General features: G+C 66.7%; 14 protein-coding genes and 1 tRNA gene. 12 read left to right on the plus strand and 3 right to left on the minus strand.

The window, feature by feature from the left end; all coding sequences use genetic code 11:
• Window positions 1–180 precede the first annotated feature (180 nt).
• On the minus strand, window positions 181–1,404 hold the full coding sequence (locus GX543_RS16605; protein WP_290853558.1) for an oxygenase MpaB family protein: 1,224 nt from the start codon (window positions 1,402–1,404) through the stop codon (window positions 181–183).
• 154 nt (window positions 1,405–1,558) lie between these two features.
• Here GX543_RS16605 and GX543_RS16610 point away from each other — a divergent pair, with 154 nt between their 5' ends.
• The 12 genes from GX543_RS16610 (at window position 1,559) to GX543_RS16665 (ending at window position 13,689) form a co-directional block, all read left to right on the plus strand.
• Window positions 1,559–2,224, plus strand: a complete 666-nt coding sequence (locus GX543_RS16610) for a TetR/AcrR family transcriptional regulator (RefSeq protein ID WP_290853560.1) — start codon at window positions 1,559–1,561, stop codon at window positions 2,222–2,224.
• A gap of 224 nt (window positions 2,225–2,448) precedes the next feature.
• A complete protein-coding gene (locus GX543_RS16615; protein ID WP_290853562.1) occupies window positions 2,449–3,258 on the plus strand; it encodes an ABC transporter permease in 810 nt (269 codons plus the stop codon).
• Window positions 3,258–4,145: an ABC transporter permease gene (locus tag GX543_RS16620; protein WP_290853564.1), complete on the plus strand. Its 888-nt coding sequence runs from the start codon at window positions 3,258–3,260 to the stop codon at window positions 4,143–4,145. The genes GX543_RS16615 and GX543_RS16620 overlap by 1 nt, the downstream gene beginning before the upstream one ends.
• Entirely contained in the window at window positions 4,146–5,480 is a 1,335-nt protein-coding gene (locus GX543_RS16625) for an MCE family protein (RefSeq protein ID WP_290853566.1), read from the plus strand.
• A complete protein-coding gene (locus GX543_RS16630) occupies window positions 5,477–6,493 on the plus strand; it encodes an MlaD family protein (protein ID WP_290853568.1) in 1,017 nt (338 codons plus the stop codon). Before GX543_RS16625 ends, GX543_RS16630 begins: the two co-directional genes overlap by 4 nt.
• A gap of 12 nt (window positions 6,494–6,505) precedes the next feature.
• The gene (locus tag GX543_RS16635; protein ID WP_290853570.1) at window positions 6,506–7,549 is read left to right on the plus strand and encodes an MlaD family protein; all 1,044 of its coding nucleotides are present in this window, start codon (window positions 6,506–6,508) and stop codon (window positions 7,547–7,549) included.
• On the plus strand, window positions 7,550–8,749 hold the full coding sequence (locus GX543_RS16640) for an MCE family protein (RefSeq protein WP_290853571.1): 1,200 nt from the start codon (window positions 7,550–7,552) through the stop codon (window positions 8,747–8,749).
• A complete protein-coding gene (locus GX543_RS16645; protein WP_290853572.1) occupies window positions 8,746–9,867 on the plus strand; it encodes an MCE family protein in 1,122 nt (373 codons plus the stop codon). The genes GX543_RS16640 and GX543_RS16645 overlap by 4 nt, the downstream gene beginning before the upstream one ends.
• Complete coding sequence (locus tag GX543_RS16650) at window positions 9,864–11,093, plus strand: MlaD family protein (protein ID WP_290853573.1); 1,230 nt, start codon at window positions 9,864–9,866, stop codon at window positions 11,091–11,093. The genes GX543_RS16645 and GX543_RS16650 overlap by 4 nt, the downstream gene beginning before the upstream one ends.
• Complete coding sequence (locus GX543_RS16655; protein WP_290853574.1) at window positions 11,083–11,724, plus strand: hypothetical protein; 642 nt, start codon at window positions 11,083–11,085, stop codon at window positions 11,722–11,724. Before GX543_RS16650 ends, GX543_RS16655 begins: the two co-directional genes overlap by 11 nt.
• Window positions 11,725–11,788: 64 nt before the next feature.
• On the plus strand, window positions 11,789–12,790 hold the full coding sequence (locus tag GX543_RS16660) for an oxygenase MpaB family protein (protein WP_290853575.1): 1,002 nt from the start codon (window positions 11,789–11,791) through the stop codon (window positions 12,788–12,790).
• A gap of 2 nt (window positions 12,791–12,792) precedes the next feature.
• The gene (locus GX543_RS16665) at window positions 12,793–13,689 is read left to right on the plus strand and encodes an oxygenase MpaB family protein (protein WP_290853576.1); all 897 of its coding nucleotides are present in this window, start codon (window positions 12,793–12,795) and stop codon (window positions 13,687–13,689) included.
• Between the two features lie 340 nt (window positions 13,690–14,029).
• Here the strand turns inward: GX543_RS16665 and GX543_RS16670 are convergent.
• Together GX543_RS16670 and GX543_RS16675 are read right to left on the minus strand one after the other, a co-directional pair.
• Window positions 14,030–14,100, minus strand: a tRNA-Gln gene (locus GX543_RS16670).
• A 62-nt stretch (window positions 14,101–14,162) separates the two neighbouring features.
• Window positions 14,163–15,236: a DUF6670 family protein gene (locus GX543_RS16675; RefSeq protein WP_290853577.1), complete on the minus strand. Its 1,074-nt coding sequence runs from the start codon at window positions 15,234–15,236 to the stop codon at window positions 14,163–14,165.
• Window positions 15,237–15,845: the final 609 nt, after the last annotated feature.

Below are 15,845 nucleotides of genomic sequence, written 5' to 3' on the forward strand. Positions count from 1 at the left end.
CGCTCGCTGCGGGCACTCGACCGGCGTGGGCTGAGTGCGGCCGAGGAGGTCTCCTTGCTGATCGAGTGCGGCCCGGGAGCGGAGCGAGCGTGTCGTGTATCGAGATCGGGGTGGTTCGGGGGTCTCGATTCGGCCCGCCCTCGCCGCATGCACTCGACCGGCGTGGGGTGTCTCCGACCGTCAGCGGTACTTCGGGTTGTTCATCACCGGGATCTGGATGCTGATCGGGAGGCGGAGCTCTGACATGTAGAGGAGGACGAACTGGCGGAGGAACTCGTCGAACAGCCAGTACGCCTTCGGGGGCATGCCCGCCTGCAGGACGCCCTCGCGGACCGCGACGTACGGACCCCACGAGACCTCGAGCAGCGGCGACCACACGGGCTCGCGCGGGATCTTCAGATCGTTGGCGATGTCGTCGCCCAGCATGAAGCGGGTGAGCGCACCCAGCACGCCACGGCTGACCAGCGAGAGATCGAGGTTCGCGCCGAGGTCGAGCAGCATGTGAGCGAGCTTGATGCCCTCCGGCGTCGCCTCGATGATCGGATCGAGGACCTGCGCCGCCTGGGACTCCGCGGCAGCCCAACTGGCGGGGATGTACTCGTCCTTGATGCCGAGTGCGTGCGCGGTGAGCTGCCACGAGTGCAGGAAGCCCGCGGATTCGGTGCGGTCGACGGGCACGCCCCACTTCTTGAACTGCCGCATCGCACTCGTCGGGAGGCTGTGCCAGGTCACCATCATGTCGGCCTGACTGATCGGGATCTGCTCGTCGGAGCTGTTCTGCCAGTACGGCGACCGCGGGAGGATGTGGCGAACGCCGGAGTGCGCCAGGCGAGTCTTGACGCAGGTGACGATGTGCTCGCCGTCCGGCGCGAAGGCGTTCGCGGTGCCGATGTCGTAGCCCAGCTTCGCGGTCTTGGAGATGCGGTCCTTCATGGCGGCTCCGCCGTAGGAGTAGTACACCGCGCGCGCCTCCTGCGGGATCACCGTGCTGAGCATGCCGCTGACGAAGCCGTAGATGACGCCGAGGTACGTGCCGCGCTTCTCGTTGAACTGGGCGGCCGCGGCGAGTTTCCCGTGATCGGCCCAGTCGGGGAGGGCCTTGGCGCGAGTCAGGAAGTCCCGCAGGTCGGGCGGGAGTCCCGCGGGGAGGGGTTGGCCGTTGTGGATCCAGTGCTTGAGGAGCTTGTTGACCTTCGGAATGTCGCCGCGGCGGGAGAGGTCGGCGACGAGGTCGTCGCACTCCGGATCCCACACGCCGCGCGGGTCGGCGCCGGTGCCTGCGCCCGGGACCGAGTTGGCGGGTGACCACGTCCACGGCGTCGCCGGTGCGACCGCCGCGATCGCTCCGGCCGCGCCGAGCGCTGCACCGGACTTGAGGATGGTTCGTCTGGTCACGTCTTCCATGGGTCCTCCTGGACCGTTCGAGTGTTACATGCTTCGTGGTTATGTAACATAGGCCCATCGTCACTCGCCGTCAGGCGTTTGGGCGATACCGTAAGAACGACGGGTCGGGGGACCAGTTGGGTCGGGAGTAGTTGTAGAGGAGAGTGAGCTGCCTGTGGCGATCCCGTCGGCGGCAAGGCCGGAAGCGTCGCTCTTTGAGCGCGCCATGCAGCAGGCCGCACAAGGCGGCGTCGACCCTGTCGACGCCACGCGCGAGAAGCTGATCGATGCGGCGTACGAGCAATTCTGCGAAAGCGGGATCGCGCGCTCGTCGATGGAGGAGGTGGCGCGCCGGGCGGGTACCGCGCGCATCACCATCTATCGCAAGTTCGATACCAAAGATGCCCTGGTCGACGCGGTGATGCTGCGTGAATTCCAGCGGTACTTCGGGGAGTTCCTACAGGTCATGGCCGATGCTCCGACCGCTGCGGACCGGGTTGTGATGGCCTTTGTGACGTCGCTGAGAACGATCGGCGGCAATCGTCTGATCCGCAAACTCCTCGAGACTGAACCGGCCCTGGTGCCGGGTGTGGTCGGCGGTGGGGACGGGCGCACCCTGGCTGCGGTGCGAGACTTCGTGGCGCATCAGATTCTGCGCGAGCAGGGTGCAGGCAACATTCCCGCGCGGGTGCGCACCATCCCGGCCGCTGACCTGTTGGTGCGGATCGCCGGCTCGTTCCTCACCACCCCCAGCGACCTTGTCGACTACGACGACGAAGCTGCCCTCGCCGACTTCGCTCGCGAGTTCCTTCTTCCCGTTCTGGGTCTCAAGCGCTCCTGATCGTGTTTCCTCATGGGCCGCAGTGTTTCACTGCGGCCCAAGAGTGCTGTTCAGGCATGTGACACACAGCCGTTCCCTTCGTAACTCTCGGACTTTTTCAGTGCGCTGTTCGTCCTGTTCCGTCGCTTTTACCTGCGGTAACTGTGACGGGGGTTGCACACTTTCGTATCTGTGTTACTTTTCTCGCAAGTCTGTAACATTCACTTCAGGGGAACGGGGCGTCGATGGCGTTTGAGCTGCCGCAGTCGAAAGGACCGATGCGTGATCTGGCCGTCGAGGCCGGACACACGCTGGGGTTCGCGCTGCAGTCGATCGGTTCGCTGTTCGTCACGATCGTCCGTCTCCGACTCTCGGTCGCGGAGACCCTGAACCAGACAATCTTCATCGGCCGGGTCAGCACCGGACCGTCGCTGCTGCTGATGATTCCGGTCGGCGTCTTCATCGCGGTCTCCGTCGGCGAGCTCGCCGGACGGATCGGCGCGGGCGGCTACTCCGGTGCGGTGGTGGCGTTCATCATCGTCGGCCAGGCGTCGGCGCTCGTGTGCGCGCTGATGATGGCCGGCGTCGCGGGCTCGGCCATCTGCACCGACCTCGGCTCGCGCAAGATCCGCGAGGAGATCGACGCGATGGAGGTGATGGGCGTCAACGTGATCGAGCGCCTCGTGGCGCCGCGGATCGCTGCGGCCATCATCGTGGCGCTGGTGTTGTGCTCACTGATCACCGTCACCGGCGTCGGAGCCTGCTACCTCTACCACATCTACGTGCAGCATCTGCCCGCCGGAAGCTTCATGGCCACCTTCAGCCAGTACGGCCGGATGTCGGACTTCGTGATGGCGCTGATCAAGTCGGCCCTCTTCGCGCTGCTGTCGACCATCGTCGCCTGCTTCAAGGGGCTCCATGCCCGCGGCGGCCCGAGCGGCGTGGCCGACGCGGTCAACGAGGCCGTGGTGATCGCCTTCGCGCTCGTCTTCGTGTTCAACACCGTGCTCTCGCAGCTGTACTCGGTGATCGTCCCGGCAGTGGGAGCCTACTGATGACTCGTCAACTCGACCTCGCGCTGCCGTCGCGCAGCGACGCCGTCCTGCGGATCCGCGACCGGGTCACCCGCTGGTTCGACGGCCTCGTCGGCGGCACCGTCCGCTTCGGCGAGTACGTGACCTTCGTCTGGCGGGCCGTCGCTGCCGTGCCCTATGCGCTGATCCACTACCGCAAGCACGTCGTCCGGCAGATCGCCGAGGTGACCTTCGGGACCAAGTCGCTGCTGTCCGGCGGCGGGACCATCGGAATCGTCCTGGCGATGTCGTTGGCCGCCGCGGCGATGCTCGGCGTCGAGACCTACCGCGGCCTGCAACTGGTCGGCATGACGTCGATGTCGGGCATGCTCGCGGCCATCGCGAACACCCGCGAACTGGCGCCGGTGGTGGTCGCGATCGCCCTCGCGGCGAAGGTCGGGACCGGGTTCACCGCGCAGATCGGCGCCATGCGCATCTCCGACGAGATCGCCGCGCTCGACGCCATGGCCATCCGCTCGGTGCCCTTTCTCGCGACCACGCGGATGATCGCGGCGATGGTCTGCGTCCTGCCGATCTACATGGTCGGGCTGCTGGCCAGTTACGTCGCCACCCGCATCGTCGTGGTCTGGTTCCACGGCGAGTCGTCGGGCACCTACGACCACTTCTTCCACCTCGCGCTGAGTCCCACCGACCTGTTCTATTCGGCGCTCAAGGCGATCGTCTTCGCCGCCATCGTCACTCTCGTCCACTGCTCGTACGGCTACTTCGCCAGCGGTGGCCCCGAGGGCGTCGGGCAGGCGGCCGGCCGCGCGCTGCGCACCTCGATTCTTGCGATCGGAATCTTCGACGTGATCCTCACCTTCGGGCTGTGGGGTCTGGTTCCGGAGATCCCCGGGATGGGCATCTGAATGACCGTCATGCTGCCGGGACGCCCGGTCTCGAAATTCCGCTACGTGGTCCGCGCGCTGATCGCGGCCGCCCTGATCGGCGCGTTCAGCGTCGCGATGGTCGGCCGGAGCGCGGGCTGGATGGCCAAGGAGTCCGACGTCTACGTCGAGGTCCCGGTGGCCGTCGGCCTCATCCAAGAAGGCGCGCCGGTCCGATTCCACGGCGTCAAGGTCGGGGAGATCTCGTCCATCGACCCGGGCAAGAACTCCTCGCGCGTCACCTTGGCCCTCACCGATTCGGCGTTCGACGAGATCCCGCGGTCGGTGATGGCGCGAGTGCTCCCGCGCACCTTCTTCGGCGACATGTACGTGCAACTGGTGCCGACCCCCGGATCGGAGCAGCGCACCGAGACGCTGAGCGGCGGCGACCAGGTGGTCGTCGACGACGGTGCCGACGCGGTGAACCTGTACAACGTCTTCACCAAGCTCTCTCGACTCATCGACGAGGTCCGACCGCAGGAGCTGACCGTCGCGCTCACTGCCGTCAGCAACGCGGTCAGCGGCCGCGGCGACCAGCTCGGCCTGATGATCGACGACTGGTGGGCGGCCTCGAAGGAGATGGAGGCATCGGTGAACGAGTTCATCGACGCGACCCCCGAGTTCCGGGCCGTCGTCGAGAGCCTGGAACGGGCCACGCCCGCGGTCATCGAGACCATGGGCTCCATCACCGCGATCTCGCGCGGCATCGTTGAACACCAGGGTGCGCTCGGTGAGTTCTTCGCCTCCGCCGTCGACTTCGTGTCGGCGACCGGCTCGTTCGTCGCCGACCACCGCGCCTCACTGATCACCGTGATCGACGCGACCGGCACCGTCCTGTCGACCGTCGGCGAGAACCCGGACGGCATCTCCCGGACCATCGCCGAAGCCGAGAAGTTCGGTAAGGCCGGAGCGATCCTGTTCTCGACCGGACGCTTCAACATCACGACGGTCGCCACGTTCTCGCAGCCCATGCCGTACACGGCGGCCGACTGCCCCGAGTACGGCGACCTGCGCGGCGCGCAGTGCAACGGTCGCGGCGCCGAATACGGCGTCGGCCCGGTGCGCAAGCCCGGTCAGGGACCCGGCCGGGTGCTGAACCCGCCGCGCCGGTCGACCTCGTCGAACACTCCGCGCACGTCCGCGTCCGGCCGTCCCGACATCGTCGGCGGCCCGGCCGAGGCGAAGCCGCTCGGCGAACTCGAGAAGTCGCTGAAGCCCACCGCCCGCAAGCCCGCCGCCGGCACCGTCACACCCAACCCGGCGACCACGCTGATGCTCGGACCGATGGTCCGCGGAACGGAGGTGAGGGTCCGATGACAACGCTCTCGGTCTCGACCGTCATCAAGTCGATCTTGTTCGTCCTGGTCGGCGTCGTCGCCGGGCTCCTGGTGATCAACACCCTGCGCGTGCCGGTCGGTGGATCGACGGATCGCTACACCCTGGTCTTCACCGATGCCGAAGGCATCATCGAAGGCAATCCGGTCAAGATGTCCGGTGTCCGGATCGGCCGCGTCGAGGGCGTCGTCCTCGATCCGCAGTCCGACGGCACCTCGCTCGCGCGGATCGACGTCGAGGTCCAGTCCGACCACCCGCTGCCCGAGCGAATGAACGCCGCCATCCGCTACGGCGACATGCTCGGTGCCCGCTACATCGCGATCGAGCCCTCGAACGACGCGCCCGCTCGCGACGGCAACGTCGTCGCCGTCGCCGCGACCAGTCCGCCGGTGAACCTGACGGCCCTGATGAACGGGTTCGAACCGCTCTTCGCATCGCTGGAACCGGCGCAGGTCAACGAACTCGCGCAGGGCTTCGTCGACACCTTCGCCGGCCGCACCAAGTCCGTCGATCTCCTCCTCCGGCAGATCGCGACCATGGGCTCCAATCTCTCGGCCAACAGCGCTGTGTTCGTCCGCGTCGTCGCGAATCTCAACACGCTGATGACCAGCGCCGACCAACGCAGCGGGCAGCTGAACGAGCTGTTCGCCGGTCTCGGCGCCCTCACCACATCGATCGTCGGCGACCAGGGGCGGCTCACCGCGCTGTTCGACTCCGGCGACCGCGCCCTGGCCGCCCTCGCCCAGATGATGACCGTGGCGGGCGACGACTTCGAGAAGGCGCTCGGCGGGCTCAAGGACGTGACCGGGGCGTGGATTCCGCAGACCGCGAAGTTCGAGACATTCCTGGAGAAGCTGCCGGAGATGGCCGACAAGATCAACCACGCGGGACGGTACGGCGGGTTCATGTCGCTGTACATGTGCAACTTCACGCTCAAGGCCGGTGGCTTGGAAGCCAACATCTTCGGCACGTCGCACTCGAATATGTGCAGGTAGGGGAGTAGCAGCGTGTTTCTAGTCCGTCTCATCGACGTCTTCGTCGGGGTCTTGGAGTTCATCTTCAAACCCGAACGCCGCAACGGCGGTGCCTCACCCGCCGTCCTCGGCACCGCGGGCATCTTCGTCCTGGTGATGCTGCTGGTCGCCGCCATCGGCATTCCGCAGCTCACGTATCAGTCGAGCACCTCGCCCTACACGGCCGAGCTGCACAACGCGGGCGGCCTCACCACCGCCGACCCGGTGCTCGTCGCCGGTGTGCCCGCCGGTCGCATCGAGTCGATCGAACTCGCGGGCGATCATGTTCGCGTCGGCTTCCGCCTCGACAATCAGCAGCCGCTCGGCAACCAGACCCGCTCGGACGTCCGGCTGCGGACGGTCCTCGGCAAGCGCTACCTCGAGATCATTCCCGCGGGCAGCGGCAGCGTCGGTCCCGACAACACCATTCCGCTGTCGCGCACGGGCACCTCATACACCCTCGACGACCTCTCCGGTGACGCCGTGACGACGTCCGACGAGATCGACCCGCAGGTGATGCGCAGCCTGATGAGCACGATGTCGTCCCTGGTGCCGAACCCCGATCGCCTCAGCGCGTCGATGGACGGGATCAGCGGCGCCGCGATGGCAGTGACGGGCAGCGGCAAGCAGCTCGACCAGCTGCTCGGCATGGCCAAGCGGCTCAGCGAGGTCTCGGCCAAGCAGGCCGACTCCATCGCCACCGCGTTCGGCAACGCGCAGTCGGTGGCGCAGATGCTGGTGATCCGACGACACATCCTCACGCGGCTGGCCGACAACCTGCGGCTGGTGCTGCGCACCATGGCGACGACGTTCCCGCAGGTCCCGATGGCGCAGCTGACCGAGAACATCGTCGCGGTCACCAACACCCTCGCCGGAAACGCGGAGCAGATCGACAAGATCCTCACCGTCCTGCCGCCCGCCATGCGCACTGTCACCGACGCCACCGGCAACGGCAACTGGGCCGACGTCAACTCGCCGTCGGCCATCCTCCCGGACAGCCTGCTGTGCGTCCTCGGAGTCATGAAGGGATGCAGCTAAGTGACTTTCCGTCAGGTACGCGAGGTACGGCAGCGCAAGCGCTACGGCGGTCGCGTGGTGCTGGTGCTGGCTCTCGTCGCCGCACTGATCGCCGGTCTGTGGTTCGCGTTGATCCGCGAACCCGACGTCCGGACCGTCCGCGCCGAGTTCGCCTTCACCAACGGCCTCTACGAAGGATCCAAGGTCACCGTGCTCGGGGTGCCCGTCGGACGCATCGACTCGCTGACGCCGCGCGGCGATCGGGTACTCGTCGAGATGACGATCGACGGCAGCGTGAAGCTCCCCGCCGACGTGAAGGCGCTGGTGCAGAACCCGTCGGTGATCAGTGAACGGCACCTGGACCTCGCTCCGGCCTACACCGAGGGGCCGCAGCTCGCCGACGGCGCGACCATCCCGCTCGACCACACGCGCGCGCCCATCAGCTTCGACCAACTGCTCGGCAGCATGAGCACCATCACCGACATCCTCGGCCCGGGCACCGGCGACCACGCAGGTAAGGGCGGCGACCCGAGCAAGGACGGCGATCCCAGCAAGGACGGCGACCTCGGCACCCTGCTGAATCGGACCGCGACCGCGTGGGAAGGCGGCGGCGAGAAGTTCAACCGCGCCCTCGCCGAGCTCGCCTCGGCCAGCGGGGTGATCGGTGCGCGCAGCGACGACATCGAGGGGTTGATCGTCAGCCTCGACCAGCTGATGAACACCTTCCACGCCAAGCAGGTCTCGCTCGACGGGCTGGTTCGCTCGATGAGCGAACTGTCCGAGCAGTGGAGCACTGCGAACCAAGACATCACGACACCGATCAACGACCTCAAGACCGTCTTCGACGAGATCAACCGGTTCGTCACCGACCACGGCGCCGACGTCGGCACCGTCGCCGCCAATCTCGAGGAACTCGGCAAGGTGCTGACCGCCAACCAGTCCGGACTCGCCGAGTTCATGGACCTGGCGCCGCTGATGATGCAGAACCTGTCGAGCACCGTCGGCCCCGACCGCCGCGGGCGCATCCGACTCAACGTGTCGACGACGCTCACCCAGTTCAAGACGCTGAAGCCGCTGTGCGACAAGTTCCCGATGCCGATCTGCACCGGGGCGGGCCTCACCAACCCGATCTCGTTCCCGATCTCGATGTCGGATCCGCTCGGCATCGTCTCGACGATCACCGGCGCGCTGCCGGCCGCACCGAAGGAGGGGCCGCGATGACGGCTCGGAGGGGACGGGTCGCCGCGACCGCCGCGGCGGTCATGCTGAGCACCGCACTGACCGGCTGCTCGTACGGGCTGCAGGATCTGCCGGTCGGCGGCGGCAGCGGCGGGATCGACGTGACGGCCGACTTCGCAGTGGCCGACGGCGTGGTGGCCGGAGCCGACGTCCGCAGCGGTCAACAGGTGATCGGCCGGGTGGTCGACATCGCAATCGCCGAGAGCAGCCTGGTGGCCGACAGCGGGAGCACGAACCCCGGCGCCCGGCTCACCCTTGCGCTCGACCGTGACATCGACCTGCCGGCCAACGTGACGGCCGCGCTGGAGGTTCCCTCGGCACTGGGCACACCGTTCATTCGGCTCGAACGTCCGGAGCACCCGGTCGGCACGCTGACCGACGGGAGCCGGATCGGCGTCGACCGCAGTTCCATCGGACCCCAGGTGGAAGGCACCCTCGCCGCGCTCGGCACGGTGGTCTCCGGCAGCGGTTTCGGCCAGCTGCAGTCGATCGTCACCAGCCTCAACGAGGCCTTCGCGACCAGGTCCGACAAGGTCGGCGACCTCATCGACACGCTCAACCGGCTGCTGTCGAAGTCGTCGCCCTACACCCGCGACTTCAACCGGGCGATGAGTGCCGCGGCACGCGTCAGTGACGTCTTCGCCGCCAATCAGGAGAAGGTCGCCGCGTTCCTCGACCAGACGCCGCGCGCCGTCGCGGTGCTCTCCGGCCAGCGCGATCGCATCGCTGCGCTGATGACCCAGACCACCGGGCTCGCCAAGAACCTCGACGCGATCACCCGCGGCAGGCAGCAGCAGCTCAACCAACTGGTGCCCGACGCGAAGAAGCTGGTGGATGCGCTGGGCTCGTTCAACGACGACGTCGGCCAGACGCTCACCCAGATGAACGCCTTCATGACCAACTTCTCGTCGGCGGTCCGCGGCGACTATCTGACCTTCGACGGTGCACTCGACGTCCCCGGCAGCATCGACAAGATCCTCACCGGCGGCATGCTCGCGTCCGGGCAGCCGTTGCCGACGCCGGGGGAGCTCGCCGACGTGCTCACGGGTGGTCTGGCGGGAGGCCAGAAGAAGACGCCGAAGAAGGAGGGACGAGGATGAGAGATCGCTTTCCCGTCGGGACCTTTCAGTTCCTGCTGTTCATCGCGGTCGCCGCGCTGGTGTTGCCGTTGGGCGTCAACTACATCGCCGGGGCCGAGGGCTTCGGATCCAAGCTCCGCCTGCACGCGTCGCTGCAGGATGCGTTCGGACTCAGCGAAGGCACCGGCGTCACCCTGCGCGGAGTCGACGTCGGGACCGTCACCGACTCGCGACTGGCACCGGGCGGCACGGCGGCCGAAGTCGAGCTCACCCTCCGCGGCGGGACGGAGATCTCGAAGGACTCCTATCTGCAGGTGACGATGGGGTCGATGGCAGGCATCCAGAGCGTCGACATCGTGACCGCCAGCGCATCCGGTCCGTTCCTGCAAGACGGCGACCGCATCGCCGCGCCGGCCGACAAACAGCCGATGCAGATGGACACGATCATCCTCAAGGCCGCGAACATGCTGGAGACGGTCCGTGACGGGTCGGTCGCGACCATCGGGACCGAACTCGCGACGGCGTTCGCCGGCGACACCGACTCGATGGCGAAGCTGGTGGCCAACGGGTCGGCCCTCGCCTCGATGGTCCGACGCAACGCGCCGCTGATCTCCGGGCTGCTGGGCGACTGGGTGAACGTCCTCGATGCCATGGCCGACACCACCGCGAGCTTCGAGTCGGGGATGCGCTCGGTGGCGAGCTTCACCGATCAACTCGACGCCGCGCAGCCGGTCTTCATCTACCTGCTCGACCACTCGCCGGAGGCGCTGGCGCGCGCGACGGCCTTGTTCGACAAGTACCGCGGCACGTTCGGCGGGGTGCTGGCCAACTTGGCGACGGTGGAGCCGATCATCGCCGACCGCGACGACGCACTCCGGATGGGTCTCAAGACCATTCCGCAGGGCCTGCAGGACCTGCGGTCGATCGTCAAGAACAACCGCGCCGACTTCACCCTGCTCGGCACGCAGGGCCCGGTCTGCCTCTTCTACGACGAGCCGCGTCGCACCATCGGCGACCTCTCGCCGTCGCAGCCGAACCTGGCCAGGTACTGCCCTCCGGGCGACGGTCACGGCCAGCGCGGTGCGGTCAACGCACCCCGGCCCAACGACTTGGGCACCCGGAACTGGAAGCGTCCCGGCGGCGTCGCCGGACCGCCCGCCGTGACGGACCCGCTGCTGGTGCCCGACGGCGCCGAACTCCTCCTGATGTGGAAAGACCTGTTGGAAAGGACCCGAAATGGCAAGTGATATGACGGTGAAAGACCGCGAGCCGGACGTCGACGACAGCACGGCGGAACTCGACGGCACCGACGCCACGAGCGACAGCACGAGCGACGTCGTCGCGTCCGCCGCGGCCAAGCGGGCGGCACGCAAGACGGCGCCGCTGACCGCCCGGGACACCGGCAGTCGGGCGCCGCTGATCCTCGCGGTGCTGTTGGCGGGTTTCGTCGCCGCGACCGCGTTCTTCGGCTACCAGTACTTCGCCGACTCCTCCGGCATCAGCGACGGCGCACGAGCGGAGGTGTCGGCGGTGGCCGACGACTACGCCACCAAGCTCGCGAGCTTCGACTACCGCGATCTCAACAAGAACCGCGAGGCCATCACGGCCATGTCGACGTCGTCGTTCGCCGCGAAGTACGACGAGATGGTCAAGGCCCTCACCGAGATCGTCGCCAACGGCCAGGGCGTCGCGACCGCGAAGGTCTCGCACTCGGCGGTGTCGTCGATCGACGGCGACTCCGCGACCGTGATCGCCTTCGTCGATCAGAAGGCCACCAACGTCGTCGCGCCCAACGGTAAGGACCAGCCGTACCGAATGGTCCTGTCGCTGAAGCGCGACGGCGACCGCTGGCTGGTCGACGACGTTCAGACCGTCTGACCGACCACCGAATCGCTACCGAACCCAGAGAACACCCAACCGTCACGAGAGCAGGAGAACCGAGATGACCGTCGACCATGTGCCGGACGCCGCGAACGCTGCGACCGATAAGGGGCCCGAGCCGGCCGCGAAGAACACCGACTGGACGGTGTACCACAACAAGTACCTGACCGAACTCGCCACGGAGCAGCCCGAGCTCCGCACCGAGCAGACGCGCATCAAGATCAGTACGCGCAAGCGGCGGGTCACCAACCTGCGCAAGCCCGCGGTGGTGCAGGAGTCGCTGGACTTCTGGAGCTTCGCCGGTGCGGCGGCCAACGTCGTCATGCAGCTCGGGTGGCCGGAGGTCGGCTACGGTGTCATGGAGTCGAAGGTCGAGACCGGTGCGCTCATGGTGCATCCGTGGAAGCGGGCGCGTACCACCACGCAGTATCTGGCGGTCGCGATTCTGGGTACCGACGAGGAGAAGGCGGCCTTCCGCGAGGCGGTGAACTCGGCGCATCGTCACGTCCGCGACGACGAGCGCAGCCCCGTCAAGTACAACGCCTTCAACCGCGAGTTGCAGCTCTGGGTCGCCGCCTGCCTGTTCATCGGCATCGAGGACTCGCACCAGCTGCTGCACGGGGTCATGGCGCCCGAGGAGGCGGAGGGCTTCTACCAGTCGTGCAAGACGCTCGGCACCAGCCTGCAGGTGCCGGAGGAGATGTGGCCGCCGACGCGTGCCGACTTCGACTTCTACTGGAACTCGGCCTGCCAGCGCGTCGTCATCGACGACACCACCTGCGACTTCCTGAACGACCTCGTCGAGCTCCGGATGATCACCCCGCTGCTGCGGCTGCCGTTCTCGAATCTGCTGCGCTTCCTGACCATCGGGTTCCTGCCTCCGCTGTTTCACGCGCAGCTCGGGTTGGAGTGGACCGACGACGACCGTCGTCGCTTCGAGCACCTCTTCACGTTCGTCTCGGTGGTCAACAAGTTCCTGCCGAAGTTCATTCGGTTCGGCGGAAGTCGTTGGCTGATGCGCGATCTGAAGCATCGCATCAAGCACGACAAGGCGATGATCTGACCGTGGGCCGACGATCCCGACCCACCTTGCAGCAGGTGCTCGACGACTCGGTCAGCACCCTGCTGTGGCCGCGCGCCGCGCTGATGCAGTTGGCCGATCCGGCGGTCGCGCAGACCGAAGTCGACAGCGGCGGGTACGGCAATCGGTCGTCGCACCGGTGGTCGCGCACCATCGAGTACATGCGGATGGTGGCCGCGCTCGACGACGACGGGATGGCGTCGCTGATCCGGGAGGTCAACCGGATTCACGCGTCGATCCGGGTGCCTGAGGGGTCAGCCGGATCGCGCCGCAAGCCCGCGTTCGACCCGGACTTTCAGGTCTGGGTGGCCGCCACCTGGTGCGTCAGCATGCTCGACGTGTACCAACTGCTGGTCGCGCCGATCGACGACGATGTGCTCGACGTGCTGGTCGCCGACTTCGCCCGCGTCGGAACCACCCTGCAGATGCGGGCCGCCGACTGGCCGGTCGATCACGCCGCGCTGCGCCGCTTCGTCCGCGAGGGCGAGGCCCGCTACCCGATCCCGCTGCCGCGGTCGGGTCCCGATGATCCGCCCGAACTCGTCCGCGAGGGCGACGTCGGCTTCCAGGTCTTCACCACCTACTCGCACAAACGTCGGATGATCAAGCAGATGCCACGGATCCGGCTGTTCACCTGGGGCATGGCCGGGCCGACGGTCCGCGCCGCCTACGGGGTCGAGTGGACCGACGACCACCAGCTCCGTTTCGAGAAGGACGTCGCCGCCCGCCGTCGCCGCGTCGCCTTCAGCCTCGCCTCCTGGCGCCGCCGGGAAGGTCGTGCCCAGCGCCGCCGAGCCCTCGCTCGCCTAGCCGCCAACGAGACCATCTCCTACAGCGAGCTGAAGTCACGAGAGCGCCGCGCCTCCCGCGCGAGTTCGTAGAGTCGCCCTTCGTTGACGCGCGGTCCGCTTGCTGGTCGAGTGCCCGTTGTGAGCGTAGCGAGCCCGGGTTGTATCGAGGCCGTCGTCGTCGCGATCTCGAACGGCGTGGGGCGGTTTCGGCGCGCGATGCTCGCGGTCTCCTTGCTGGTCGAGTGCCCGTTGTGAGCGGAGCGAGCCCGGGTTGTATCGAGACTGCCGTCGCCGCGATCTCGATATGCGACGGCGCTCGCTGCGCTCGCGGGTCGCACTCGATCAGCGTAGAGCGGTTTCGTCTTTCGGGACGGCGCTCGACGAGCCCCGAGGGGTTGCGCTCGGTGAGCCTCAGACTCGTCGTACGTTGCTCCGCCACCAGGACTCGAACCTAGAATGCCTGAACCAAAATCAGGAGTGTTGCCATTACACCATGGCGGAATAGTGCGTCATCGATTGTGCCACAGTGAGGTCTGAGACCGATCACGAGGCGACCTCGCCGATCAGCCCTGCCGCGGCTCAGCCTGAGTATCGACCCATTCGATGTACCCGGAGCCGCTGACGTCGCGGCTGCGGAACGAGCCGTCGTACGAGTAGGCGCCGACATAGCCGCGTCCGTGACCGAAGCGCCAGGGACTGTCGGGTCTGCACTCCAAGTTCAGGACTTCCCGGCCGGAATCGTTTGCCGTCCAACGGAATCGGCTGGGGACGCGCATCGACCGACCCCACGGGTCCTGCTGGGGCTCGCCGTACTCGAGGACTTCGAAGCGGACGTCGTCGAGTACGGACGTCTCCTCGCCGAGCACGCGAACGTGCACCAGGCGGCAGGCAGTGCGACCGCGGGCGGAGACATCGGTCAGCAGGATCTGCGTGCGCTCGTCGATCTCGATGATCTGGTAGGTGAAGAAGTCCGCGGGCAACTTCCACACTGCGTTCACGGTGGGACGAAGCAGTCCCTGCGGCGTGCTGGCGCGGGCGTACTCGAACGTGCCGAGTCCGGAGATCTCGGTGGTGCCGTTGCCGTCGGTGATCGTGCCGCGGTAGGGCGCGAGCAGACTGAGGTGGTCGTAGACCGGGGACTTCACGAAGTACGAGACCTGATCGGTGATCGACAGTCGGTAGTCGACGCTGAACGTCGGGTAGGTGCCGACGACGTGCGCAGAATCGCCGTCGACGTCGATCGTCAGGGCGTTCGACCACCGCAGATGGGAGCCGTCGGCCGCGAAATCGCAGTCCGACGACGCGTCGTACGCCGTGTAGAAGTGATGATCGTCGTGGGCGGTCGATGCCAGAACAGTACTGGTGTTGCGTGGATCCGGAGCCGTGAGCTGATCGTTGTCGAAGATCTCGGTGTCCGTGATGCCGATCAGCGTCATGGTGTTCAGGTATCGAAAGGGCTCGGGCAGCAGGGGCAGAAAGCTTCCGAAGTGGATCATCGACCACCGCGAGTCGGCATGCGGGATCATCGCCGGCTCGCCGGTATAGGGCTCGGTCGACGCAGCCAAGCGCGAATCAATCCGCGGGAGTGCTCCGTCGACGACTAAGCGGGACAGCGCAGTAGAGATGAACTGGGACATCGATGATCGCCTTTCGGGGCCAGGCTGGGACGGTGGTCGAGCCAGGGTGAAGCCATTCCAGAATAGCCGTAACTCACCGTCACATGATTAGTGGCGGGTGATGCCGGCCGGAAATGTTGGCGACGCGCCGCGCGCCGATCTGCCGTTCGGCAGGGGAAGAGGCCAGTGATAGGTCACAGTGACGTAAATAGTGCTGCGGGTTCTCGTCTCGGAGTCCGGGCGAAGTCGATCGCCTCTTCGATGACTTCGCCACTCTGACCAGCGGATTTGATCTTCTCGTCAACAGTGCGTAACTTATTCCAGGTCGGAGCGGCCAGGCCGCGAAGACAAACCCCCAGAAGCTCACCGCGATCTGATCGCGGTGAATTTGCGTGGGACCGGCCATCCGCCGAATGAAGAAATGTAGATCACGATCTCTCACGAGAACAGCAATTTGCAGGATTTCGGAAAGCGGTGCTAGGCTGGAAAGGTCGCCCAGAGCTGGGTGGTTGCAAGATAATTTCAGATGTCTGCTGGAGTTCGGCTGGGTTGTGCCTGGTTGGTGCTGGTGGGTGTGTGTTCTTTGAGAACTCGATAGTGTGTTTTGGATTTCTTGTGCCACAAGATTGA

Origin of the sequence: Gordonia sp. (in: high G+C Gram-positive bacteria) (assembly GCF_012515855.1) — a bacterium.
Classification (GTDB): domain Bacteria; phylum Actinomycetota; class Actinomycetes; order Mycobacteriales; family Mycobacteriaceae; genus Gordonia.